We start from the raw sequence: 24,220 nt of genomic DNA, 5'->3' as shown, positions 1-24,220 counted from the left end.
TCTCTTTTTTCGTTATTCCACGAATAGATATGGCTTATATCGACAGTTTTGCAATTACCTCTATCAGGTCGCCAATATGGCTACCTGATAACGTTAAATTCGTCTTTACACTCATCTGAACCCATTTCAAACTCTCGACAAATCCACGGACGATGGTCATAAATCGTGCAGCGAAAAGTATCTCTGTCTACTGCCGAACACCAACCATCATCAAGGCGCAACATAGTTTCGCCACCCCATTCATCGACCGAAATATGCCTATCTGGCACCCCTGTATCTGTGATGATCATCACTTCCATACGACAACAACACGCCTGACAATGGGAACAGGTAACGTCTTTTGAACTAACGTCTTTTAAAGGAATGGTCATGGGCATATTGTCGGCGCTTGGTAATCGAGATTCAGTAGCTTAAAGTAATTTTCCCCCAAAGCAATATTGCGAAAAGCATCGTCACTCAAAAACTGATGAATACGACTGGTCACATTAAGCTCTTGCTGATAAACCTTAAAATTATTGCCCCGAAACGCCACAAAATCTGAGCCTGGTAAAATACGCTCTGAATATCTATTCATAAACGCCACGTACTTATCCTGATTGCCCCATTTACTAAAATAATAATCGTCCAAAATCCGCCATGAAATATCGATCATCAAATTGGGGTACTGCTCTAATAAACGCGACATGATCGCAATATGCTGCGACGCGTCCATGTTGGTCAGCTCATGGGACATGCCCATATGCGCCCAAACGATTTTATTATCTGGGTACAACGCCAGCGCATTTTCCATCAAGGGTAAATACAAGGTAGGTGACGCATTATTGCCCAAATCAGAATGAATCGTGATGGGATAATCTCGAGCACGCAGCTCCGCCATAAACGCCGACCATTGAGAAATATTTTGTGGCGTCGCGGCTTTGTGACGATTGTTAAACTGCGCCTGCTTCACTAAATTTACTTCCCCCATCCAATGAAACAACCCCGAGTATTCTTTGTCGTAAAATTCCATCAGCGCCAATGTCGGCTCTGGATTCGATAAATCCGTAAACGTCATCGATAAGGTTAAATGCAAACCTTCTGGTTTGTGCTCGACCAAATTTGCCGCATTCACAAAATCGTTTCGTGTCGTTGGCGACACTGGCGTTCCTGGGCATTTTAAATAATTTGAACACGCAGACTCCGCTGGCAACATTTGCCCAATGCCGTACACATTCGCAAAACGAACCGTCGTACGGGACAAATACTCGTTCATCTCGTTAAAGGGAATCGCTCGGCCATCGAAGGGCCGATAATGTAAGTGAGTATCCACAACCGCGGTATAAGGCTCGTTTTCTCGATCATAACAAGCCGACTCACCATTCGATTCAGAGCTGAAAGACGCCAGCGTTCTATGCTCTGACGCATCATCAGAAAAAGCGCAGCCACTTACAGACAACAGCGCCAAAAGAGCCACAGAAAAACAACGACGCATAACAAAAATCCTCTCGTACATTTTGAGCACAGTATCATTAAACACGATGCGATAAAAAACCAAACACATTAACGAGCCTAACAAAACGAATCAAGCGAAGCTTGGCCGTCATCCTCCGTGTTTTTTGTTTAAAACTGTGAAGAAATGCCGATTTGATTTTACTCACTCTCTCCTATCACCGATAATTTCACTTACTCACTCATGGACTTTTATCACACCCGACGCCATGAGCCGCACCATCGCTAATTTAGTGGAAAGACTATCCAATGGAAATCAATGTTAATTTTCTCGACAATCTCAGACTGGAAGCCAAGTTTGATGATTTTACGGTCACCGCCGATCAGCCCATTCGTTACAAAGGCGACGGTTCAGCCCCCAGTCCATTCGATTATTTTCTCGCGTCTTCGGCGTTGTGTGCGGCGTACTTCGTCAAGGTGTATTGCAAATCACGCGATATTTCCACCGACAACATTCGCCTATCACAAAATAATATTGTCGACCCTGAAGACCGCTACAATCAGATTTTTCAGATCCAAGTCGAATTGCCTGACGACTTATCCGAAAAAGATCGCACCGGCATTTTACGTTCTATCGACCGCTGCACCGTCAAAAAAGTCGTGCAGACCGGCCCTGAATTCAAAATCGACGCTGTCGCCAATTTAAACGCTGACGCCAATGCCATGCTCATGGGCCAACCCGATGGCGATTCAAGCACCTTTATTGTGGGCAAAGACTTACCGGTCGAACAAACCATCGCCAACATGACCGCCATGCTGGCGGACCTTGGGATGAAGATCGAAATCTCCTCTTGGCGCAACATCGTCCCCAACGTCTGGTCGCTGCACATTCGCGACGCGGCCTCACCGATGTGTTTCACCAACGGCAAAGGCGCCACCAAAGAAAGCGCCTTGTGTTCCGCCCTCGGTGAATTTATCGAACGTTTAAACAACAACTTTTTCTACAATGACCAATTTTTCGGCACCGAGATTGCCAACAGCGACTTCGTGCATTACCCGAGCGAAAAATGGTTTGCCTTAGAAGACGACGATGCGCTGCCAGCGGGTGTATTGGACGATTACTGCCTCGATATTTACAACCCAGACGAGGAACTCTTTGGCTCGCACCTTATCGACACCAACTCAGGCAACACCGAACGCGGTATTTGTGCAATCCCCTACACGCGTCACTCCGATGGCGAAACCGTGTATTTCCCGTCGAACTTGATCGAAAACTTGTTTCTTAGCAACGGCATGAGCGCAGGCAATAACTTGCAAGAAGCCCACGTACAATGCTTGTCGGAAATCTTCGAACGTGCCGTCAAGCGCCAAATCATCGAGGACGAAATTGTCTTGCCCGATGTCCCCATGTCGGTACTGAAAAAATACCCTAATATCCTCGCCGGTATTCAAGAACTCGAAGCCCAAGGCTTTCCGATCGTCGTGAAAGACGCTTCCCTAGGCGGGCAATTCCCCGTAATGAACGTCACCTTGATGAACCCAAAAACCGGCGGTGTATTCGCCTCTTTTGGCGCGCACCCAAGCCTTGAAGTGGCGCTTGAGCGCAGCTTAACGGAACTCATGCAAGGCCGCAGTTTTGAGGGTCTAAACGATGTACCCAAACCGACGTTTAGCAGCATGGCGGTAAGTGAGCCAGAAAATTTCGTCGAGCATTTTATCGATTCAACAGGCGTCATTTCGTGGCGTTTTTTCAGCAGCAAACACGACTATGAATTCTGCGAATGGGACTTTTCTGGCAGTAACGAAGAAGAAGCCGCCGCGCTGTTTGGCATTCTCGAAGAACTGGGCAAAGAAGTGTACGTGGCCGAATTTACCGAGCTGGGCGCATCGGCGTGTCGTATTCTGGTGCCAGATTATTCCGAAGTCTATCCAGTAGAAGACCTTGTGTGGGACAACACCAACAAGGCGCTGGACTACCGTGAAGACATTCTCAACCTTCATATCCTAGACGACGATCAGCTGACCGACTTGGTCAACCGACTTGAAGAAAGCCAGCTGGACAACTACACCGATATCCCAACGCTGATTGGCATCGTTTTCGATGAAAACACCGTCTGGGGTCAACTCACGATTATGGAGCTGAAAATTCTCAGCTATCTGGCGTTGGGCGCTCATGAAGACGCCATGGAACTGGTCGGTGAATTTTTGCAATTCAACGACAACACCGTCGAACGCGGCCTGTTTTATCAAGCCATGAGCGCGGTGTTAGAGGTCACGCTGGACGACGAACTGGAACTGGATGATTTCATTCAGAACTTCCGACGCATGTTTGGCGACCAAGTCATGGACAACGTGGTGGGCTCCGTCGATGGCACCGTTCGCTTTTACGGCCTAAGCAAAACCAGCATGGCACTGGAAGGCATAGAACCACATTTGCGCTTAATCGAAAGCTACAAAAAACTGCATCAAGCCCGAAAAGCATCCATGAGCTAAAAACGCTGAACCATGATCACGCGAACGAATAAAGACAGGTAACCCGACTATGTTAAGAAAAAAAGCCCGAACAAGGTCAGCTTTAACAGCGAGCTTTCTACTATTGACCTTAACGGGTTGCCAGTCTTTATTGTCGTTTGATTCCGTCGAATCGGTCAATAAGTTGACCGAACAAGTCCAAACCGCAGACAGCGTAGAAGACCTTAAAGCCATCACTAAACAGGCAAAAATCACGAAAAGCTTTATCAATGCAGACATCGAGATGATACGCACGCTTTACCGAAATCTCGGTGAGGAAGTGAACCAACGTTGGGGAAAAAATGACGCAAAATTGCCGGCAAAAAGACAGTATGTAAAATACACCAACGATTACCAAGCCAGAACCATCGTAGATTTTGACGCCGGTAAGGTACGTGTGGAAACACTCACCACCAGCGGATCAAGAGACGCTCTCAAAGAGGCCGTGACCACCACGTTGCTGACGACATCTGACCCAACCAAAACCGACATTTTTTCCAGCTCAGCACCCGACATTGATGGCGTGCCTTTCTTGTATCCACAAGTCATGGATCACGATGGTAAACTGGTCAAATACCGCTGGCGCGCCGAGCGCTACGCAGAGTATCTTGTCGCAAATAGACTCAGCACCCGTCAAGAAAACGGCAAAAACATTTACTCCGTTGATTTTGATCTGGTCGAGCAACATCAGCACCTACGCCAAGAAAAATACAGCGACTTGGTTATCGCAGCGGCCAATCGCTATAATCTGTCGCCCGCCCTAATTTACGGCATCATAGAAACGGAAAGTTCGTTCAACCCCTATGCTGTCAGCCCTGCTAACGCCTACGGATTAATGCAAGTCGTGCCCGCCACCGCCGGCAAAGATGTGTACAATTTAGTGAAGAAAAAAACCGGCCAACCCACCAAAGAAGTGCTCTTTTCACCAGAACACAATATCGACATCGGCAGCGCCTACTTATACCTACTTCAAACGCGTTACCTTGCCAAAGTAACCGACGAAGTAAGCCAAGAATATTCAATGATCTCCGCCTACAATGGCGGCACTGGCAACGTACTCAAAACCTTTGACAGCAACCGCACCACCGCCATGACCAAACTGAACAAAACCTCCACCAGCGAAGTCTACCGAAAACTGCGCTACGACCACCCAAGAGCGGAATCACAATATTATTTAGAAAAAGTCACCAAAGCGAAAAAGAACTATGAATAGCAAGACCACACATCTTCACTTGCGATACTTATCCGAAACCTCTCGCCAAAGCACAGGTTGCTTTGGCATTTTTAATTTTGTTTAGTATCAATTCGGGTTCTGTGCCGTTTGTTTCGCTAACCGCTTTGTGAGCGGCTAACAGCGCGGCGGATTCGGCAACACCATAGACGCCAACTGTCTTATAAACATAGTCAGATCGCGTGCTGAGCAGCGGTTCCATTGGTGCGAGTTCTTCTGCGCTATAAGTATTAAAGGGCCAGTTGTATTTTTTCGCTAAGGCGATTAAGTGGGTTTCATCGGCCTTGATGTCGATGCTATTGAGCGTCTGAATGTCGGCTGGGGTGAGGTTTTTCTGCGCTAACGCATCAAGCATGAGGGTTTCTAAAAAGTCTAAAGGGCAATCCCGCTCGCAACCCATTCCTAAGGTGTAAACAGGATTCAGGTAAGGCTTGGCCGTGGTCATGACCAGTTGTGCGCCAAGGCGATTCGCCACTTGCGCGCCCCACTCATTCGCGCCGCCTTCATGGCCGGATAACAGCGGAATCACAAACTTCCCTTCTTCATCTAAAACCAAAACAGGCGGGTCTTGATATTTGCTGGCAATCACCGGCGCCAATGTGCGCATTACGATGCCAGTGGCACAAATAAACACTAAACGCTCGCCACGCTGAAACGCCGCTTGCACTGATTCGGCAAACGGCTTTGGCTTGTAATCTACTTTGACTTCTAGCCCGTTAGGGTAGCAATAGTCTGCTTCTAGGCGTTGAGCAAGTTGATGTCCCGCAGGCGTCAAGGCAATAATACGTATCACCGTGTGCCTCGCTCACTTTTCGTCACCACGAACAAAGAAAAGTACGGCCCTGCTTTGTCTTCCAAGGTGGTGACATCACGCACAATGCGCTCGTTGTCGCGGCCAATGTATTCTAAGTATTTGGCGTCTTGCAGGCGGTTGGTTTTACGCAGCGCGGCGAGAATACGCGGTCGCGCGCGGCCTGCTTTCATAATCACCACGCTATCATGTTGCCCTAATGCCGTATCAATTTGCGCTGCAGAATGACGACCACTGACCACCGCAAAAGATTCTTTCAGTACCGTGAGCGGATGATTCAATGCGGACGACGCGGCATTAATAGACGACACACCCGGCACCACTTGGCATTCAAAACGGCCTTCCAAGCGCTCTAATAAATAGGCAAACGAGCCGAAAAACAGCGGATCGCCTTCGCATAAAAACACCACATCACGCCCTTTATCCAACTCGGCGGCAATGGCCTTGGCGCCACCATCATAGGCCTCGTTCGCTTGGGAGCGATCGGTCGACATGGGCATCACGATAGCGATATGCGTTTGCTCGTGGGTGACACCATCGAAAGCTTCCACGGCAATGGTTTTCGCTTGAGAGCCGCCTTCCGCGTTGGCGAGATAGCTCACCACAGACGCCCTTTGAATCAGGCGCAAGGCTTTTAAGGTGATCAATTCCGGATCACCGGGGCCAACGCCCACGCCAATGAATCGACCTGTTTTTTGTCCTGTCACAGAGGCACTCATTGCGCGCTTTCCTTATGATTTGTCTTGATAAAATGATGAAGTGTAACGGGTAAATTAGGGCGGAATACTCGCTGTCCCGCCAATCGCTCACCTTTGGCAACGGCCACTTGCAGGCTTTGTTCCTCGGTGTCTTGGGCGTTTTCGCGTGTTTGCGCAAATTGCATCACCTGATATTTGGTGTCTTCGGTCACCGCGCTGACCATTAAGCTGCCGCCAAGAGGCAATAGCGCCCAGACTTGTGCCATTAGCTGCGCCAGTTCACCGTCGCTGCCACCGATAAAAACCTTATTAGGACGATACTGTTGATTGGCAAGTACATCGGCAAAGACCTCTGGCGCTCGACCTGACACGATCGATAAATTCTGCATAACGCCAAAACGATCTTGGTTCGCCGCCAAACAGGCTAAGCGTTCGGGGTGATGTTCGATAGCGATAACTTGGCTACGCGGATGCCAATAAGCGAACTCTACACTCACGCCACCACAGCCCGCGCCAATGTCCCACACCGTATCACCTTGCTCGATAGTCATGTACGACAAAATCGCTAAGCGTACTTCGCGCTTGGTGATCATGCCCTTTCCTTCGCCCTTGTCGGTCACAAAAGCCGCATCGGGAATGCCCACTGAGCTGGGATAACGTGACTTCTGGGCGCTGGTTTTCACCACCACCACATTAAGTGGATCAAAGACGAATTTCTCATCAAGCAAGGATTTAACTGCAAAAGAGCGTACTTTCTCTTGCTCATAACCCAAGGCTTCGCACACCGACAATTCACTTTCATCCAAGCCTGCTTGCGCGCATTCTTGTGCAATATGATGGGGCTGGCTGTGCTGGTCGGTCAGTAGCACCAGCGTTTTATTGGATTGCAAATACCGGCGCAACGTCGCCAATGGACGACCATGCAAACTCACCACTTGCACGTCTTGCAAGGACAACCCTAAACGATGACACGCTACTTGCACGCTGGAGACATTGGGATAAAAGCACAGATTCTCTGCCGAAAAGGTGCGCACCAGCCAAGCACCAATGCCATAAAACAAAGGGTCGCCCGACGCCAACACCACAACCTGTCGAACACCTTCTTGATGCCACTGAGCAAAATGGTTGTCCAACTCACTCAGCTTAGGCAAATCACAGCGTTGTGCCTGATGTTCATACGCCACCAGGGTTTCATGTTGGCGAGGCGCACCCAGTACTATGTCTTGAGCGGACAAACGGGCCAACACCGCCTGTGCGCCTGTCTCTAGGTTGGCGTGTTCATTGACACCAAGGCCGATGACATGAATTTTCATCCTTTCATCCTCGAGAATCATTAATAATATTCACCCAGATTACAGCGCAATAAGGCGTTGCAACTGGCCGACGTGACGGCGCTGCCGCCCATGCGCCCAAGTAAGGTGATGCACTCAACCTCTAACTTTTCATGGGCCTGCCACAGGGCGTCTTTCGATTCGGCCGCGCCCACAAAACCAACCGGCATGCCGATAATCAACGCTGGCTTGGGTGCGCCCTGTTCGATCATTTCCAACAGCCGAAATAAAGCGGTCGGAGCATTACCGATCAACACCACGCTGCCCGCGAGATCGTTTTGCCACAAATTCAGTGCCGCCATAGAGCGCGTCTCGCCCTGTTGCTTCGCAAAATTCGCTGTGCGCGGGTCGTTCAAAAAACACAAAGGCTCTTTCGTGATCATGCGTTTGGTCACGCCTTGTTTCACCATTTCCACGTCGCACAAAATCGCGCCATTATTGGCAAGCGCCTCGCGACCCGCTTGAGTCGCATGGGCGCTAAAGCGCACTTGAGCGGCCACATCGGGCAAGCCGAGACTGTGGACAATGCGCATGACCACTTGCTGCTGATCTTGGCTCCACGCCGACAAATCGGTTAAAGCGCGAATTTGACGAAAGCTGTCTTGCTCGATCGCTTGGGGATTGTTTTCATATTGATAATGGCGGGTGGTTATGTCTGTTTTTATCATTGTTGGCTGTCTTTTTGTTGGCGTTGACGAAGAGAGGCCGAGCCCCAAGCCGCTAAACAGGCTTGCAGGCAGGTTTCTAGGTCGCTGAATTCTCGATCCGCCACTGGCAATACCGGGCGACGCTGTAACAATACAGGAATCGACAAGGCTCGGGCGGCTTCTAATTTGGCGTACGTGGCTTTACCACCGCTGTTTTTACTGACGATCACATCAATGCCTTGTTCCATTAACAATTGGCGCTCATCGTCTAAGAAAAACGGCCCAATGGCTTTTATCCAATGGATTTTGTCAGGCAGGGAAAACGTAGGCTCTACGGCGGTACGCCATACCATGTGCTCGATGTTTGGTAATTGTGTCATCGTCGTCAGTAAGTCTTCACTCATTTGACCTGCACTTAGTAACGGCACTCGGTAATGGGAAAACTGTGCTAAGACATCTTCATCGGTTTGATATTCTGTCCAGTTGTCTTGCGCTTCTTTTTCCCATGCTGGACGATGAAAACGCCAACAAGGAATACCCACTTCACGAGCGGCATCGACGGCTTTTTGGCTCATGGTTTGGGCATAAGGGTGCGTTACATCGAGGACAGAGCCAATGTCGTTGTCTCGCAAATAGGTTGCTAAACCACCAAATTGCGTAAAACCACCGACCACAAGCTGACAGTCCACCTTGGGAATACGAACCAAACCCGCCAGGCTATAAATGACCTGCAAACCGGTTTGGTGTCGCCCTTCTTTGTGTAAAGCGTCGGCCAGCCGTCGCGCATCGGCGGTGCCACCGAGCAATAATACTTTCATTAATCTGACTCCTGACCGTTTTTTAATTCGCTGTCTTTTGGCTGACGGTCGCTTGCAAAGCCCACAAAACGCCCTTTTCGATCAATCGCCCACACCTCTAACGCCATGTGCGCTGGAATGTATCGCCGTGCAAAGTCGCAAGCTTGCTGACACACGGCATTGGCCAGCGGTATGGCTTCTTCTATAGCAAAAGCAAGCGCTTCCACGCTGGTGTTGGCGTTGGTCATGCGAGCTTGCAGTTCATCGCTCGCGCCTAAGCTGGCGGCCAATTCGGCCAACGCCCCCAGATCAATACTCGATACTCGGCTGTTTAGATCCATATGATGTTGAGCGAGCTTGCTGATTTTCCCGAAGCCGCCGCAGAGACTGAGCGTCTGAAGCTGTATCGAATGGGCCTGTTCAACTTTTCGAATGTGCTTCAACACAGCACCAACAAAGTCGCCCATTTCAATCAGCGCCATGTCATCGAGCTGATAATGGTGCTTGATGGCGTCTTCACTGGCGTTGCCTGTGGTGGCGGCCAAATGCGTGAGTTTATTTGATCGCGCCACATCAATACCCTGATGAATCGAAGCAATATACGCCGCACACGAAAACGGTCGCACTATGCCCGTGGTGCCTAAAATCGACAAACCACCCACAATGCCAAGGCGTGGGTTCATGGTTTTTTGTGCGATCTGTTCGCCATTCACCACGCCCACCGACACCTCAAAGCCACCTTGATAACCGTAGGTGGCAGCGAAACCTTCTAAGTGTTCAGTCATCATTCTGCGCGGTACGGGATTAATTGCCGGTTCACCAACGTCTAGTAATAAACCGGTGCGCGTCACGGTGCCTACCCCTTCTGCCGCATGAAAACGCACGCCTTTTTCTGCCGCCAGACGAAGTTCAACAAACACCGTTGCGCCGTGAGTGGCGTCGGGGTCATCGCCGGCGTCTTTAATCGTCGCGGTTCTTATGGCTTTTTTAAGCTGTGGACCGTCAAACTTTAGATGATCGATTGCTTGATACAAGATAATAGGCAATTCGACGGTTTTGCCCTTTGGTAAGGTCACGCTCACCGTGGCCATTTGTTGATCAGCAAAGAGCGCCTGTGCCGCCGCCACGCAACAGGCCGTTGCGCAGGTGCCTGTGGTTAAACCACTGCGTAATGGGGCGGGCGTTTCTGCACTTTCAGGCCACATCAGTATTAGTTCGCCTTATGACAGGCTAAGAAAAGCTTCGCCGTGGCGTCAAGGTTGGACGGGAAAAACAAATGCAAGTAACTGGCGGTTAAGCCTTTTTGCTGATAAATCGCTTCCCCCGGTGCAGGATGACGCTGGCGACGGCCGTAACCGACAGGCTCTGGCGTATTGGCACTGCGAGATCTGTGGTGTGCATGGCCGCGAATGTCGCCTTGTGGAATCACCGCGGTTTGCATGCCTTGGCAACCCCGTTTGCCGCGCATTGCCCCTTGACCGTGCAAGATGCCAACCATGGGATAGCTAGCGTCGTTTAAATCGGTCAGATCATCCAAGCTGTACAACATACCGCCGCATTCGGCCAAAATGCCTTTGCCAGTTTCATAAAACGTGTGGATCGCTGCGCGCATCGCTGTGTTGTCCGACAAGGCTTTGGCGTGTAATTCAGGATAACCGCCCGGCAACCAAAGGGCGTCGGCTTCTGGTAAGGCTTGGTCTGTTAATGGCGAGAAAAACACCACTTTAGCGCCCATGTTTTTTAGCGCTATGAGATTCGCATCGTAAATAAAACTGAACGCCGCATCACGAGCCACAGCAATGGTTTTGCCTTTTAGTGCACTTGCTACGTCTTGATTCGATGCTTCTCGTAGCTTGGCAGGATAAAACGCCACAGGAGCCGGTAAACTTAACAAGCCGTCGTCGCGGGTCTCTTTTAGCCATTCAACGGCGGCTTCGAAACGAATTTCAAGCTCGTCCTTTACTTCTTCGGCTTGCACCAAACCCAGATGGCGTTCGGGTAAACTGATCTCTTCATCCCGTTTAAGCGTCGCTAACAGTGGCAAACTCGCCGGTAAGGCATCGCGGATCAATTCCGCATGGCGTTCGCTGCCGCAACGGTTGGCGATTAACCCCGCCACTTTGACATCGTCGCGAAAGTTCGCCAATCCGGTAGCAAGCGCAGCGGCAGTTTGCGCCATGCCTTTTACGTCCATGACGATCGCCATGGGAATACCAAAACGCGCTGCCAAATCGGCACTCGACGGCTCGCCATCGAACATGCCCATGGCGCCTTCGACCAAAATCAAATCCGCGACTTGCGCCGCTTGATAAAGCTTGTCTTGGCAGTAGTCGTCCCCCGCCATCCAAATATCAAGTTGTTCTACGGGCTGTTTTGACGCTTGAGCGAGAATTTGCGGATCAAGGTAATCTGGCCCAGTTTTGAACACGCGCACCACCTTGCCTTGATGGGTGAAATAGCGCGCTAACGCCGCTGTGATGGTGGTTTTACCTTGATTCGACGCCGGCGCTGTCAAAAATAATGCGGGGCAATGGGCGACAGGAGCAGTCATAAAGCAATCTCTAAAAGCGAAGTCAATGGTACATATTGAGCCCCCAAGTGCTGGGCGATGTCTTGGCCGCGACCGCGTTTGATCGCAGCCAGCTCTGTGTCAATAAGCACGGTATGGCCTGGTAAATTCAAATCTGATACGTCCGCTTGGGTACGCCCATCGGTCAATAAATAGGTTTGGCTGTACAGCTCAGCGTTGGCTTTGTGTTGTTTGACGAGGTATTGACTGGCGTTTTCAATAGCGATACGAAACGGCGTCCCCCCACCGGCTTGTATATTATCCAGTAAATCGGCGATGTCTTTGGGCGCGCGTACCTTGGGTAAAATCGACGCCACATTGTCTTGGCCAAAGCCGATAATCGCCAGCTGCTCCCGCGCCAAATACGCGCGCTCAGCGATGTCTAAAATCACTCCTTTGGCGTTGGCAAATACCCCTTGGCTCAAGGTCGAAGCAGACGTATCGAGCAATACCAAATGCAATACGGTTTGACCGGTTTTAGCGGTTTTAGAAACAAGGTGTTTAGGCGGCCACTCTTGCGGCTGATGTATTAGACTACGAAACCAATCAACGCCTTGGCCTTTTGTCGCGCTATCCGGTCGATAGCCTCCCATCTGATGCCCTTTACGCTTTCCCGGCATCACCTCGCCCAATCGATTCTGGCTTAATGACGTTTGTTTCGGCTCGCTCACTGACACGGTAATCGGCGCACCGCTGGCCATGGCTTGCGGTGGCATACTGCCCCAATCCCCTTGGCTTGCTTGTTCAGACTCGGTTGATGGATCTGATGGAGACGAAGACATCGAAGGCGGCTGTACTTTACTTGCGTCAGGGCGACGTGACGGCGCTGGGCTGGGTGGTTGCGTATTGGGTGGTTGCGTATTTTGTGGCGGTGTCTTTACTTGGCGACGATGGGCTAAAACAAGGTTTTCTACGGCATTCACATCGTTCATCGATACCGCCGCCGTACCACGCCACGCGGCATGCGCCAACGCCGCACGCACCCAAACAATGTCGCCGCGCACGCCGTCGATGTTGGCGGCTTGGCAGCGCCGCGCAATGTCCATGCGCAGTTCGTCACGGCAACGAAGATGACGAAGCGCCTCTCTCGCCAAGCGAATGCTGTTTTTTAGATTACGTTGTTTGTATTTAAACGCCTCGAAAAATGCGCTCGGATCTTGGTCGAATTCTTCCCGTAAACGTACAATCTGGACCCGCTCTTCCACGCTGTATTGATTGCTCAATTCCACCATTAACCCAAAGCGATCTTGTAACTGGGGGCGCAATTCGCCTTCGTCGGGGTTCATGGTGCCGACCAGCAAAAAACGCGCCTCGTGTTGATGACTGATGCCATCGCGCTCAATGCGATTCACACCGCTGGCGGCCACATCTAAGAGTTGATCGACTAAATTATCGGCGAGTAAATTCACTTCATCCACATACAAAACACCGCCATGGGCTTGGCTTAATAGCCCTGATTTAAACGCCATTTGCTTGTTTTGCAGTACCTGTTCCAAATCCAGTGAACCGAGCAATCGATCTTCACTGGTGCCCAAGGGTAAGGTGGCAAATGGCACTTTTTCAGTATGACTGTTCAAAGCAGGCATTACGCCGGATAAACCTCGCGCTAAGGTGGTTTTCGCAGAACCACGTGGACCACTGATCAAAACACCACCAATATGTGGGTTAATCGCACACAAAATCAGCGCCAATTTGAGGGTGTCTTGTCCCGCTACGGCCGTAAAAGGAAAGTTGCTATGGGCGAGACATGTCATAGGGCTACTTGCTTCCTAAAATCGAAAAACACACGGTTAAAACAAAACGAAAAAACGCCTCTATTGTAGGCGTTTTCGCTGGTGGTTGTCTTGTTTGACGTTACTAAAGGTAAAAAGCGAATAACAAAAAGTCCGTTATTGTGCGCTTTTGAGCTTATCACCGTGTACCTGCAATTGCAGCTCATGGGTTAAATGCTGAATCTCTTTTAACTGATCAAACAAAGACTGTAACTGAGAGCGCACGAAATAATGGCGTTCATCTTCCTCTGTCGTCCCACTTTCCAATGTTGCTTGCCACTGCTCAAACACAGTTAACTTAAAAGTGAAGCGCTGCTTTTGTTCGAGACTTTGAGCAATGTTCTCTAAACTTTCTACTATATAGGCGCTGGCATCGGCCAGTACTTGATTACTGGATTGCTCGATCAGCGTTCCCCGATGGACACTAAACGCCGCTATGTAATTAAACAAGGTATGACTGCGTATCACTAATCGCTGCCACAATTCCGTATCGGTTCGATAATGACCTGGCTCTTGTTGCATATTCACCAAGGTGGACGTTAGCAAAGCATCGGCGTTGTAAGCACGACGACGGCTACGACGATAGATTTGTTCGTCGACACTGTCTTCTTGGTAAAACCGCATCAGTTCTCGCAGGTACTCCGCACTACGACGCATGCCCTCGGCAAAGGTCATCGGTAATTGTCGGTAAGACCAATCGGGTAAAATAAAAAATACCGCCAACCAAGATATGGCGCTACCAATCAGAGTATCAATGAGCCTTGGTAGGATCACGTCATAACCGTCCGATACTTGGTTAAAGCAACAAACTACCATCAGCGTGATCGCCGCTGTCGCTAGCACATATCGATGTGTGCGAGTCGTAAAGAACACCACGCCAGCCACTACCGCTAAGACCAGTTGCACCGGTTGCATTGGAAATAAAGTAATCAAAGACCAAGCGACGACTAAACCCACCGCGGTGCCCACCATTCGCTCGTAAAGACGTTTTCGCGTCGAGCCAAAGGTTGGCAAGCAAACAAACAATGTGGTCAATAGCACCCAATAACCCACATCTATGTTCATTTTCTGAATAATGGCATAGCCACACGTTAGGGCGATCGACATGCGCACAGCATGACGAAACACTTGCGACCTGGGTGTCAATTGATCGATTATTTGGCCCCAGATAGATCGTAACGTCATGCTAGGTTGTGGGATTTGAACCGACGCGTCGACCACTGACTCGTCTTCTAATTGCGGGATTTTATCAAGCTCTTGTTGCAAGCCAACCACGTTATCCGTTAACTGCCGTAACGAACGAAACAAACGCCATTGCACAGGGTGCACCTCGCGTTCAAGGTATTCCATCGACTTTACAACACCTGCTACCGCTTCTTCGCTGTCGCGTAGATCGATCGCGTGTTCGCCTTGAATCGCCTCGCCTATTTTTCGACAGCTGGTTCCCGATTCTGAAAGTTGGCGCTGCAGGCGAAACAAAATATCGCTGTGAAAAAAAGTATCAGCCAAATCGGAATAATTATAATGAGAAGAACTGGCCCGCTCATGGATACTTTGGGCAATAAAATAGAAACGAATGTAGCGCCCCAAGCGTGGATTGCCTGGGCTACTGCCAATACGACTCACTAGGATTTCACGCACTTTATTCAACGCCAAAACGACTTGACCGTGCTGCTGCGCCAGCGCTAGTCGCAATGTATCCACCGCGGCACTCGACGGCGGCGGAAAAAATGTAGACTTCAGTTTTAAATATAAGCCAATTTCAATATACAACGACGCCAACGCTTGCCGCAAAGTGACATGAACGAAAAGTGCCGCCCAGATAACCGACAAAATCCCATACCACAGAGCACCCACTGTCAGTAAAACGGGTTCATACCAAATGGGCATTTCATGGGTGACTTGATTTAAACCAATCATGGTGTAAACCGCCAAAATCAGCGTCGCCTGAGCAATCAAAGAATAACGTCGACCTAATGCACCGGTCATCGTCAATGAAAATGCGATGACCGCTATTCCGATACCAAACGCCCACGGATAGGGCATCAAGGCTTGTACGCCAAACGCTGTGAGCAAAAACAACACTAAGGTGATTAAAAGAGTTCGAACGCGCCCTTGCCAGCCATCTTCTGTTTCTGCCAGCGCACTGGCGATAACCCCTAAAAAAAGCGGTATTACCCAATCAATTTTATCAATACCCCAACTCAGCGCCATCGCACCACATAAGGCGATAAACACACGAATACCATATGAAAACTGACTCATTCCTCCCATTTTTTGTATTGGCTCGGAGAAAAGCGTAAAAGGATTCTTAGTCAAATTGCGTCTCCTAATCGACAGCAATTAATGTTGAACACATGGCAGCTCTGGCTGCTTAAGTGTTATGCACTTCAAGGTTGAATCTGCTTTTTTTGGGTCTTGAGCCTCTTGCTGGGTTTGGTATTTCGAAAATTCAGCCCAATCCTTTTTATTAGACGCTTTTACTACTTCATCAATCATGGGCTGAACGATGTCTATAATCTCAGCATCAGACTTTGTCGTGATTGTCATAACATGACCTTTTTATAATCCATAGTCGCGCTCAACCTTTGATACTCGCACCTTAAAAGCAGAATACCAAGATTGACGCCCATTTTTCTGAGCCTCTACGTGTTCAGCGTTTGCCTTCCAACGTTTGATGGATTCTAAATCTGCCCAGTAAGAAACGGTTATCCCAATGTCCTCTCTTGCAGATTCTATACCAAGAAAACCAGATTGCTGCTCTGCTAAAGCTACCATTCTATTTGCCATTTCACCGTAGCCATTATCCGCTTCTGATCGTGTAGAGGTAAATATCACAGCATAATAAGGAGGTTTAGGTGTATTTGCGATCACTGACATAAAGGCTCCCCAGCATCAGACTCGTCGAATAACGAGCAAAATATACATTACCACGCTGGAGCGTGGGAACGAGAACAAAGCTATGCATTACCACGCTGGAACGAGAACACAGCTCTTTTTTGCAGAGTTTGTGGAGAAAATTTAAACGGATTTTTAGTCAAATTGCGTCTCCTAATCGACGGCAATTAATGGCGTGTTTTCAATGCCAAAGCGACTGTTAGTCTATCTCACTCTTCCAGCCTGAAAAATGGCTACGTGAAAAAACAAGCCTCCAAGGTGTTTTATTAAGCCGTATTGTGAGCTGTCGAATATGTGGTTGACTTTGCTTGTCCTTGCTTGATAAACAGCGCCAATACAATCAGCGCCATAGCGGTTAATTCAAATCGATCCAAAGGGTCACCTAATAACAACGCCCCGGTTAGGAAAGCGACGACTAACTCAAGTGATCCTGTTAACGCATTTCTATCCGCGCATGACCTTGGCGCTCCCAGCATAAACAGTATCTGAGGCAACGCTGCCGCTAATAAAGCGATACCAAACACAGAAAAAACACCCACCATGGACACAGGCAATATTTGTTCTGGCTCATGCCACACCACAATAGGAAAGAGCACCAACACATGACCCATAGTAATCCAGGCTACTCGACTGCGTGTTGGTATCGTTTGCTTCGGATTCGACAAATATTGAACTTGTGTCGCCACCGCCACAGGCGCCAAAAAACAAGCCGCCACTGACAACCAAACGCCTTCTGGCAAGGATTCTGGCCGTATGGTTAATGACACTGCAATCAGTATTAAAGCCGCTGACACCAGCGTGTTTTGCGATGGTGTTCGCTTAAAAAGCCACCAGCCAATCAACACACTGAAAAAGGGATAGCTGTAATAAATTAAAATCGCCGTAGCCGCAGAAATCGTTTCTAAGGCATGGAAGTAACCAAAAATCGCCACCCCACTCGCCACTCCCAATACCAAACTTCTGAACACCTCAAGCCTATTTTCTCGTGGCGTTCGTAAACAAAACATAAAGAACAAGGCCGGCAAAATAAAACGATACAAACTGACCATTGCTGCCCCCAATCCATCTTGAAACAACTGCTGGGCAAAAAAAGGATTCAATCCATAAAAGCAGGCCGACAGCAGCACAAAATATTGGCCACCTATGTTTGATTGATTTTTCATATTTTTCGCATTCCATTTGGTTAATGGCGCAACCATAATAGAAAGCTGATGAATAAAATAATGAATAATATAAGATATTGATTAATAATATTCATATAAATCTCATCAAACCAATATTAAACGAACAGTCTAATAAAACGAGATAAGACCATGAGACTTGATATAAAACACTGGGAAATGCTCAATGCGATCGATCAGACTGGCACTATACGACAAGCAGCCGATGCACTTGGTGTTACACAGTCCGCATTGAGTCACAGACTTGCTGAGGCGGAGAGACGTTTGGGCGGGTTATTATTTGAGCGCGAAGGTCGTCGCTTAAGGCAAACACCTTCTGGTCGCGCCATGACGCAAACGGCCAAACAAATCATCCCAGCATTACAACGAGCGGAGTTCGATTTCCAACAAATGGCGAGCAATAAAACCACCGTTGTTCGTATTGGCATCGCTGCTTACAGCTGCTACCACTGGCTACCCGCGTTTTTAAAAATGATGTCGGAAAAAGAACCTCACATTCAATTAGAATTAGTGGCGTCTGCAACGCAAAACCCACTCAGGAACCTTCAACATGGCGACGTAGATGTGATTTTAGCTCCAGGACACTTAGCAACACCTAGCATTGACTCTGTTCCCGTTTTTCAAGACGAGCTTGTTTTAATCACTCACCCGACACATCCTTTGGCAAGCAAAGCCTTTGTAGACGCAACCGACCTAGAGAGTGAAGACTATTTAACTTACAGCAAAACGGCTCAACCAGGTTTTGAATATGAACGCTTCATTCGTCCCTCTGGCGTCGTTCCGCATTTAGTCACAGTGGTTGAAGTCACGGACGCGGTCATCGAATTAATCGCGTCCAACTTTGGCGTGAGTATTTTATCTCGCTGGGCGGTTCAATCAGCGATTAAAAACAACACCGTCATGGCCGTTAGTTTGGGAAAGGAAAAGCTCACCTTAGATTGGTCAGCTTTAATTCGTGAATCTGAAGCACACAACTCAACGTCACGTCTAGTCGCTCGAAGACTAGCACAATGGTTTAAGCTCTAACCTTGCTGGAGCGTGGGAACGAGTACGAGCTGTGCATTACCACGCGGAGCGTGGAAACGAGAACAAAGGTAGATTACGCTTCGCTAATCGCCCCTACGGGAGCCAAGGACGAAGCGTAATTGTATGGGCTTAGGTTTTATTTATGGGCAAACGCTGTTTTGGTGCAGTCGCCGTCTATTTTGTGTTTCTCTTCTTCTAAAATCTCATCGGTAAATTGCCCCATGAAGCAGCAGCAAATGCCTTCGCCTATCATGGTTCTTGGTCCCATTGGGTGGCCAATGTGTTTGTAAACACCGTGGCTATGACCATGAGAATGGCCATGAGAATGACCATGACTGTGTGAATGGCCATGGCTGTGATCGTGGCTGTGTCCATGAGAATGTGAATGGCCATGCGCGGTAAGAACAGACGATGGTTTGTTGTCTGTCGCAGTAAAGGTGGCGTGTTTCGCATCAAAGTCGGATACGCCCTGCGTGTCGTCTAGTGGGTCGACAAATTCCGCGTGGTGATGATGAACGTCCACTTCGCCGGCGGCTAAGCGGCGTTTAAATGAATTCATTAAGGTTTCTTCACCGGTCGGCTCTTCACCCTGCATGATTTCTTCCACACGATTTTGGAAGGCATCGATGACTCTTGAATGGTCGCTCAAATAAGGCGTTTGAATAAATTCAATGGCCGGATTCGCCTCGGCCACCTTGTTCACATAACCTTGAATACGCTTAATCAATCGACCGGTAAATAAGAAATAAGGCGCAATCACGATGCGCTTGTAACCCAGTTTCATGAGGTTCTCTAAACCAACACCCACCGATGGGTAGGTCACGCCAGAATACACGGTGTCGGCCCAGCCAAAGCCCATGTTTTCATTAACAATGCGAGTCAGTTTAGCCGCTTCGGCATTAGCGCCGGTGTCTGATGTCCCACGTCCGACTACGACCAATAAGGTGTCGTATAAGCTCGCGGGAGGATTCTCTGGATCCAAGCCAAGGGATTCGTAAATACGCGCTTGAAACGCTTCGATCATGTCGTCTTGCAAGCCAAGCTCACGGCCGTAAGTGACGGTCAATCCTGGGTTCTTTTCTTCATAGGTGGTCAATACGGAAGGGATGTCGTTTTTCGCATGAGTGGCCGCGAACAACATGCCCGGCACAGCGTAAATTTCTTCCACACCCTGCTTTAACAGGCTGTCTAAGCCCATATGAATGTTAGGCGCGGAAAATTCTAAGAAGCCATATTCTACTGGCAAATGGGGAAAACGCTCTTTTAGACCCTTTGCCACCAAGCCGAATTCGCGTTCGGCGTCTTTGTCTCGGCTACCATGACCACAAATCATGATGCCTTGTTTTTTAATTGATTCTGTCTTACTCATTGTCTCTCTCTTTGTCGACTCTGATCGGCGTTCAAATACTGAATGCCCATAAGGTTACCAGCAAGCCTCTGCCCAAGGTTACTGACGTTTATCTTCTTGCTCCTGCTGCTGATCTAAATCAAGCAACAAGGACTGTATTTTTTGACGATGTGCTTCGGCGTTTTGCCACATGCCGCGCTGAATCGCTTCTAATAAACGCTCGCCCATTTCTTCTAACGCATGAGGGTTATTATCGCGCATAAACGCCTGATTGTCTGGATCCAGCAATAAGCGATCGGTTACTTGCTCATACTGATAATCCGCAACCAAGTCCGTCGTCGCATCGTAAGCGAACAAATAGTCTACCGTAGCGGTCATTTCAAACGCGCCCTTGTAACCATGGCTTTGCATAGCGTCGATCCATTTCGGGTTCAATACCCGCGAACGCACCACGCGATTTAACTCTTCTTTTAAGGTACGAATTTTCGGTGCGCTGGGGTTCGAATGATCACTGTGATAGACGCTCGGCGCTTGGCCACTGAATTCCGTCACCGCGTTGGTCATGCCGCCTTGAAATTGATAATAATCGTCGGAATCTAAAATATCGTGTTCACGGTTGTCTTGGTTTTGCACCACGGCATCAAGCTGAGACAGGCGTTCAACAAAGGCGGATTTCGCTTCTACGCCATCTTGCTCCTTATTGTAGGTGTTGCCATCGTAGGCATAGCCGCCCCAGTTTACGTAGGCTTCCGCTAAATCGGCTTTAGTGTCCCAGCAACGTTCGTCAATTAAGCCTTGTAAGCCTGCGCCGTACGCACCGGGCTTACTGCCAAAAACGCGATACGTCGCTTGGCGGTTCGCGAGCTCTTCGTCCATGCCCTGATCAAGCAAGGTTTGTTTGCGCGCTTGCACATTGGCTCGAATGGTGTTGCCTGTGCCCGGCTCTTCAAAGTCGGCAATGGCTTGCACCGCCGCGTCATAGAGTCGCATCACATTCGCGAAAGCGTCACGGAAAAAACCCGATACTCGAAGGGTAACATCCACTCGAGGCCGCCCAAGCCGCATACAAGACAGGACTTCAAAATCGGTCACACGGTTTGACCCCGGCGCCCAAATCGGACGTACTCCCATCAGGGCAAACGCTTGTGCAATGTCGTCGCCGCCGGTTCGCATGGTGGCGGTTCCCCACACGGACAGCCCTAAATCTTTCGGGTAGTCACCATGCTCTTGAAGATGCCGCTGAATCAGGGCTTCGGCAGACTGTTGGCCAATCGCCCACGCCGCAGGTGACGGAATGGCGCGGTTATCCACGGAGAAGAAGTTACGCCCGGTTGGCAAGGTATCCAACCGCCCTCTTGTCGGCGCGCCACTCGGTCCAGGCGGAATAAAACCGCCTTCTAATCCGATTAGCAAAGCATGAATTTCGTCATGAGCACTTTGCTCTAAAGCGCGCATGAGTGTTTTTTTACTGTGTGATAACAAAGCCGATGTTTGTGGATAAGCGCGAGTTAAATCCACAGTGGAATCGTTTCGAACCAAATAACTCAATACGAATTGCTTAGCGAGTAATTCCAATCGCTCTTTGGTGTCGGCATGGGTTCGCCATGGTGCCTCACTGACCGCTAATAACGCGTCTGGCTGCTTGCCAAGCCAAGGGGTACGTAGGCTTTGCATGGGGTCAAAATCGTCTTGCGATAAACTCAAGTCTTCTACCAGCGCATGAAGAATGCCTTGGCTGGTCGCCTCTTTACCACGAGGCAAACGCAACAAGGCCACCAGCGTATCGGCGAGTTTGTCCGCTTCTGGTAATTCACCAAGACGATGCAAACCGTGGCGAATTTGTGCTTCTTTTATCTCGCACAAATAGGTATCTAGGCCTTCCAGCACCGAATCGTCATTGTCCGATTCAATACCGATTAACTCTTCCAGCAAATGCGTCGTTTGGACTTTTTCAAGAATTTGTTCGCGCAACCAAGTTTCTCGACGAACATCCATGCCCATGGCTTGATAATATTCGTCCACCAAGTTTTCCAACTCGGCCATGTCGCCATACGTTTCCGCGCGTGTCATCGGTGGCATTAAATGATCAATAATAGTGGCTTGTGTGCGACGCTTGGCTTGTGCGCCCTCACCCGGATCATTAACAATAAAAGGGTAAAAATTCGGCATGGGCCCCAAGGCGATGTCTGGCCAACATTGGTCGGATAACGCGGTGCCCTTGCCCGGCAGCCATTCTAGATTGCCGTGCTTGCCCACATGCACAAAGGCATCTACTTTATAAACATGACGCAGCCAGAAATAAAACGCCAAATAACTGTGGGGCGGAATCAAATCTGGATCGTGGTAATTGGCTGCCAAATCGAGGTTAAACCCCCGCGCAGGTTGAATGCCAACAAAAGTTTCACCAAGGCGAATGCCCGCCAACATGATGCGGCGTTCGCCGTTTTGCTCGCGGCATTTGTGGTCGTTTTCTGGCGCTCCCCAACGATCCCACACCGCGTTTTGGCTTTCTAATGGCAACTGGTAAAAATAGTGAAGGTAATCATCCAGTGCCAAACTTTGCCAGCACCCTCTTTCGTGCAAGGTGTTTGGGTTGTTCGTCACCGCGCCAAGTAAAGCTTCAATTAAGGCATTGCCATGTTCTGGCACATCGGCGATGGGATAACCGGCGTGTTCCAACGCCTTGAGCAAATTGATTGTCGAGGCAGGCGTATCTAGCCCCACGCCGTTGCCAATTCGTCCATCTTTGGTGGGGTAATTCGCCAACACAAAGGCGATGCGTTTTTCATGGTTAGGCTTAATGGCGAGATTAGCAAAGCGCTTGGCGAGTTGTGCGACAAAGCGAGCGCGCTCCTCGTGCAATTCATAGCGCACCAAGTCCACTTGTGCAGTGTCGTTGTAATGACTCAAGGTTTTAAAGCTGACCGCACGGGTAATGATGCGCCCGTCCATTTCGGGCAAGACGATTTGCATCGCCACGTCTCGGCTGCGCAACCCTTGAGTTTGTGCTTGCCAATCTTCTTCGGTGCTGCCGGATAAGATCAGCTGTAATACGGGAATCGGCGACGCAAAGGCCGACTGAAAATCCGTCGGCTCCGAGGCCAAATCGGGGCTGCCCACTCGATTTGCCGCAAAGCCTGTGGTGTTCAAAATCACTTTTGCATCGGTGCGCTCGATCAGCGATTCGATTAAACCCACCGACACATCGTCTTTTAATGAGCTCACCGCCACCGCCAGCGGCACCGTATTTTCTTGCTCTAGCACGCTTAGCAAACCATCGAACATCTGGGTATTGCCGCTTTGTAGATGAGAGCGATAAAACGCCACAACGACCACAGGAAGACCGTTTTGGATCGACTCGGCGTAATGCTGTTGCCATGTTAAAAAGCTCGACGCGTGACCGGCGTGGTAGATCAATGCACTGGGCAAAGGCGCAGGCTCTTGCCACTCAGTGGACAGATTACAATACCGATCCGCAAGAAAATGAAACAACTGTAAAGAATTGGCTTGGCCACTTTCGCGCAAATATCGCCATACCCGATGCACGTCTTCAGGCTGCGCAGTAGAAACCTTGGTTAAGGAAGGATCGGGGGCGTCGTCACCGGGCACAATAATCAGAGTTCGACTAGGTTTGGCCTTTGCCCAATACTGCAATTGTTGGAAACCATAGGCCCAGTAATGCTCGCCACCCAACAAGGAAACGACCACGACGAGAGCGTGGTCGAGTACCTTGTGCTCATACAAGTCAAACGCGGCGGGTTTAACCAGTTGCATCCAATTGGCCAGGCGAACACTCGGAAAAGCGCCTTCAGATAAGGTATTGATGCCATGATCTAAAGCGCTGCCGAGCGCACCTAATACGCTGTCGGCCGCGGCCAAGATCACCAAATCGGCCGGCGTTTGCCCTAAATCGACAATACCCTCGTCGTCAACAAATCCACCCGGTTTGGCGGCTAATAAATGCACGGAGCC

General features: G+C 49.4%; 19 protein-coding genes. 3 read left to right on the top strand and 16 right to left on the bottom strand.

Features of this window, described 5'->3' with window-relative positions; genetic code table 11:
- Positions 1–80: 80 nt before the first annotated feature.
- Both FXV75_RS04930 and FXV75_RS04925 read right to left on the bottom strand, forming a co-directional pair.
- Positions 81–371, bottom strand: a complete 291-nt coding sequence (locus FXV75_RS04930; protein WP_148831456.1) for a YkgJ family cysteine cluster protein — start codon at positions 369–371, stop codon at positions 81–83.
- On the bottom strand, positions 368–1,471 hold the full coding sequence (locus FXV75_RS04925) for an amidohydrolase family protein (RefSeq protein WP_148831455.1): 1,104 nt from the start codon (positions 1,469–1,471) through the stop codon (positions 368–370). Before FXV75_RS04925 ends, FXV75_RS04930 begins: the two co-directional genes overlap by 4 nt.
- Before the next feature lie 266 nt (positions 1,472–1,737).
- Between FXV75_RS04925 and FXV75_RS04920 the strand changes: the two genes are divergently transcribed.
- Both FXV75_RS04920 and FXV75_RS04915 read left to right on the top strand, forming a co-directional pair.
- Positions 1,738–3,921 (top strand): OsmC domain/YcaO domain-containing protein, encoded by a 2,184-nt coding sequence (locus FXV75_RS04920; RefSeq protein WP_148831454.1) that lies wholly within the window; start codon positions 1,738–1,740, stop codon positions 3,919–3,921.
- A 49-nt stretch (positions 3,922–3,970) separates the two neighbouring features.
- Positions 3,971–5,152, top strand: a complete 1,182-nt coding sequence (locus FXV75_RS04915) for a murein transglycosylase domain-containing protein (RefSeq protein WP_148831453.1) — start codon at positions 3,971–3,973, stop codon at positions 5,150–5,152.
- 28 nt (positions 5,153–5,180) lie between these two features.
- On the opposite strand, the gene FXV75_RS04910 is transcribed toward FXV75_RS04915, so the two are convergent.
- From FXV75_RS04910 to FXV75_RS04855, 12 genes are all read right to left on the bottom strand, one after another.
- Positions 5,181–5,963 (bottom strand): cobalt-precorrin 5A hydrolase, encoded by a 783-nt coding sequence (locus FXV75_RS04910; protein ID WP_148831452.1) that lies wholly within the window; start codon positions 5,961–5,963, stop codon positions 5,181–5,183.
- Entirely contained in the window at positions 5,960–6,700 is a 741-nt protein-coding gene (cobI, locus tag FXV75_RS04905; RefSeq protein WP_148831451.1) for a precorrin-2 C(20)-methyltransferase, read from the bottom strand. The genes FXV75_RS04910 and cobI overlap by 4 nt, the downstream gene beginning before the upstream one ends.
- Positions 6,697–7,992 (bottom strand): precorrin-6y C5,15-methyltransferase (decarboxylating) subunit CbiE, encoded by a 1,296-nt coding sequence (cbiE, locus tag FXV75_RS04900; protein WP_148831450.1) that lies wholly within the window; start codon positions 7,990–7,992, stop codon positions 6,697–6,699. The genes cobI and cbiE overlap by 4 nt, the downstream gene beginning before the upstream one ends.
- Before the next feature lie 20 nt (positions 7,993–8,012).
- The gene (locus FXV75_RS04895; protein WP_148831449.1) at positions 8,013–8,678 is read right to left on the bottom strand and encodes a precorrin-8X methylmutase; all 666 of its coding nucleotides are present in this window, start codon (positions 8,676–8,678) and stop codon (positions 8,013–8,015) included.
- On the bottom strand, positions 8,675–9,475 hold the full coding sequence (locus FXV75_RS04890; protein WP_148831448.1) for a precorrin-6A/cobalt-precorrin-6A reductase: 801 nt from the start codon (positions 9,473–9,475) through the stop codon (positions 8,675–8,677). Before FXV75_RS04890 ends, FXV75_RS04895 begins: the two co-directional genes overlap by 4 nt.
- Positions 9,475–10,659: a cobalt-precorrin-5B (C(1))-methyltransferase gene (locus FXV75_RS04885; RefSeq protein WP_148831447.1), complete on the bottom strand. Its 1,185-nt coding sequence runs from the start codon at positions 10,657–10,659 to the stop codon at positions 9,475–9,477. The genes FXV75_RS04890 and FXV75_RS04885 overlap by 1 nt, the downstream gene beginning before the upstream one ends.
- Before the next feature lie 5 nt (positions 10,660–10,664).
- The gene (locus FXV75_RS04880; protein ID WP_148831446.1) at positions 10,665–12,005 is read right to left on the bottom strand and encodes a cobyrinate a,c-diamide synthase; all 1,341 of its coding nucleotides are present in this window, start codon (positions 12,003–12,005) and stop codon (positions 10,665–10,667) included.
- Positions 12,002–13,777, bottom strand: a complete 1,776-nt coding sequence (locus FXV75_RS04875) for an ATP-binding protein (RefSeq protein ID WP_148831445.1) — start codon at positions 13,775–13,777, stop codon at positions 12,002–12,004. Before FXV75_RS04875 ends, FXV75_RS04880 begins: the two co-directional genes overlap by 4 nt.
- 135 nt (positions 13,778–13,912) lie before the next feature.
- The gene (yccS, locus tag FXV75_RS04870; RefSeq protein WP_148831444.1) at positions 13,913–16,114 is read right to left on the bottom strand and encodes a YccS family putative transporter; all 2,202 of its coding nucleotides are present in this window, start codon (positions 16,112–16,114) and stop codon (positions 13,913–13,915) included.
- 24 nt (positions 16,115–16,138) lie between these two features.
- Complete coding sequence (locus FXV75_RS04865) at positions 16,139–16,345, bottom strand: hypothetical protein (protein ID WP_148831443.1); 207 nt, start codon at positions 16,343–16,345, stop codon at positions 16,139–16,141.
- Between the two features lie 12 nt (positions 16,346–16,357).
- Positions 16,358–16,675 (bottom strand): antibiotic biosynthesis monooxygenase family protein, encoded by a 318-nt coding sequence (locus FXV75_RS04860; RefSeq protein ID WP_148831442.1) that lies wholly within the window; start codon positions 16,673–16,675, stop codon positions 16,358–16,360.
- Between the two features lie 284 nt (positions 16,676–16,959).
- Complete coding sequence (locus FXV75_RS04855; RefSeq protein WP_148831441.1) at positions 16,960–17,856, bottom strand: DMT family transporter; 897 nt, start codon at positions 17,854–17,856, stop codon at positions 16,960–16,962.
- A 150-nt stretch (positions 17,857–18,006) separates the two neighbouring features.
- Between FXV75_RS04855 and FXV75_RS04850 the strand changes: the two genes are divergently transcribed.
- Positions 18,007–18,900 (top strand): LysR family transcriptional regulator, encoded by an 894-nt coding sequence (locus FXV75_RS04850; RefSeq protein WP_148831440.1) that lies wholly within the window; start codon positions 18,007–18,009, stop codon positions 18,898–18,900.
- 136 nt (positions 18,901–19,036) lie between these two features.
- Here FXV75_RS04850 and FXV75_RS04845 read toward each other — a convergent pair whose 3' ends face one another.
- Together FXV75_RS04845 and cobN are read right to left on the bottom strand one after the other, a co-directional pair.
- Positions 19,037–20,269: a sirohydrochlorin chelatase gene (locus tag FXV75_RS04845; protein WP_148831439.1), complete on the bottom strand. Its 1,233-nt coding sequence runs from the start codon at positions 20,267–20,269 to the stop codon at positions 19,037–19,039.
- Positions 20,270–20,347: 78 nt separating this feature from the next.
- The gene (gene cobN, locus FXV75_RS04840; RefSeq protein WP_148831438.1) at positions 20,348–24,214 is read right to left on the bottom strand and encodes a cobaltochelatase subunit CobN; all 3,867 of its coding nucleotides are present in this window, start codon (positions 24,212–24,214) and stop codon (positions 20,348–20,350) included.
- Between the last annotated feature and the right edge of the window lie 6 nt (positions 24,215–24,220).

The sequence above is a fragment of the Marinomonas sp. IMCC 4694 genome, assembly GCF_008122525.1.
Taxonomy (GTDB): Bacteria; Pseudomonadota; Gammaproteobacteria; order Pseudomonadales; family Marinomonadaceae; genus Marinomonas.
This window is presented reverse-complemented; position numbering and strand designations above follow the sequence as displayed.

What these genes read in the sequence shown, in the direction of transcription:
- FXV75_RS04925 (WP_148831455.1), bottom strand. Translation starts at nt 1,471, where the DNA reads ATGCGTCGTTGTTTTTCTGTGGCTCTTTTGGCGCTGTTGTCTGTAAGT.
- FXV75_RS04885 (WP_148831447.1), bottom strand. Translation starts at nt 10,659, where the DNA reads ATGTGGCCTGAAAGTGCAGAAACGCCCGCCCCATTACGCAGTGGTTTA.
- FXV75_RS04855 (WP_148831441.1), bottom strand. Translation starts at nt 17,856, where the DNA reads ATGAAAAATCAATCAAACATAGGTGGCCAATATTTTGTGCTGCTGTCG.
- FXV75_RS04860 (WP_148831442.1), bottom strand. Translation starts at nt 16,675, where the DNA reads ATGTCAGTGATCGCAAATACACCTAAACCTCCTTATTATGCTGTGATA.
- FXV75_RS04890 (WP_148831448.1), bottom strand. Translation starts at nt 9,475, where the DNA reads ATGAAAGTATTATTGCTCGGTGGCACCGCCGATGCGCGACGGCTGGCC.
- FXV75_RS04845 (WP_148831439.1), bottom strand. Translation starts at nt 20,269, where the DNA reads ATGAGTAAGACAGAATCAATTAAAAAACAAGGCATCATGATTTGTGGT.
- cbiE (WP_148831450.1), bottom strand. Translation starts at nt 7,992, where the DNA reads ATGAAAATTCATGTCATCGGCCTTGGTGTCAATGAACACGCCAACCTA.
- FXV75_RS04875 (WP_148831445.1), bottom strand. Translation starts at nt 13,777, where the DNA reads ATGACATGTCTCGCCCATAGCAACTTTCCTTTTACGGCCGTAGCGGGA.
- FXV75_RS04865 (WP_148831443.1), bottom strand. Translation starts at nt 16,345, where the DNA reads ATGACAATCACGACAAAGTCTGATGCTGAGATTATAGACATCGTTCAG.
- FXV75_RS04915 (WP_148831453.1), top strand. Translation starts at nt 3,971, where the DNA reads ATGTTAAGAAAAAAAGCCCGAACAAGGTCAGCTTTAACAGCGAGCTTT.
- cobI (WP_148831451.1), bottom strand. Translation starts at nt 6,700, where the DNA reads ATGAGTGCCTCTGTGACAGGACAAAAAACAGGTCGATTCATTGGCGTG.
- FXV75_RS04880 (WP_148831446.1), bottom strand. Translation starts at nt 12,005, where the DNA reads ATGACTGCTCCTGTCGCCCATTGCCCCGCATTATTTTTGACAGCGCCG.
- FXV75_RS04920 (WP_148831454.1), top strand. Translation starts at nt 1,738, where the DNA reads ATGGAAATCAATGTTAATTTTCTCGACAATCTCAGACTGGAAGCCAAG.
- FXV75_RS04930 (WP_148831456.1), bottom strand. Translation starts at nt 371, where the DNA reads ATGACCATTCCTTTAAAAGACGTTAGTTCAAAAGACGTTACCTGTTCC.
- FXV75_RS04850 (WP_148831440.1), top strand. Translation starts at nt 18,007, where the DNA reads ATGAGACTTGATATAAAACACTGGGAAATGCTCAATGCGATCGATCAG.
- FXV75_RS04895 (WP_148831449.1), bottom strand. Translation starts at nt 8,678, where the DNA reads ATGATAAAAACAGACATAACCACCCGCCATTATCAATATGAAAACAAT.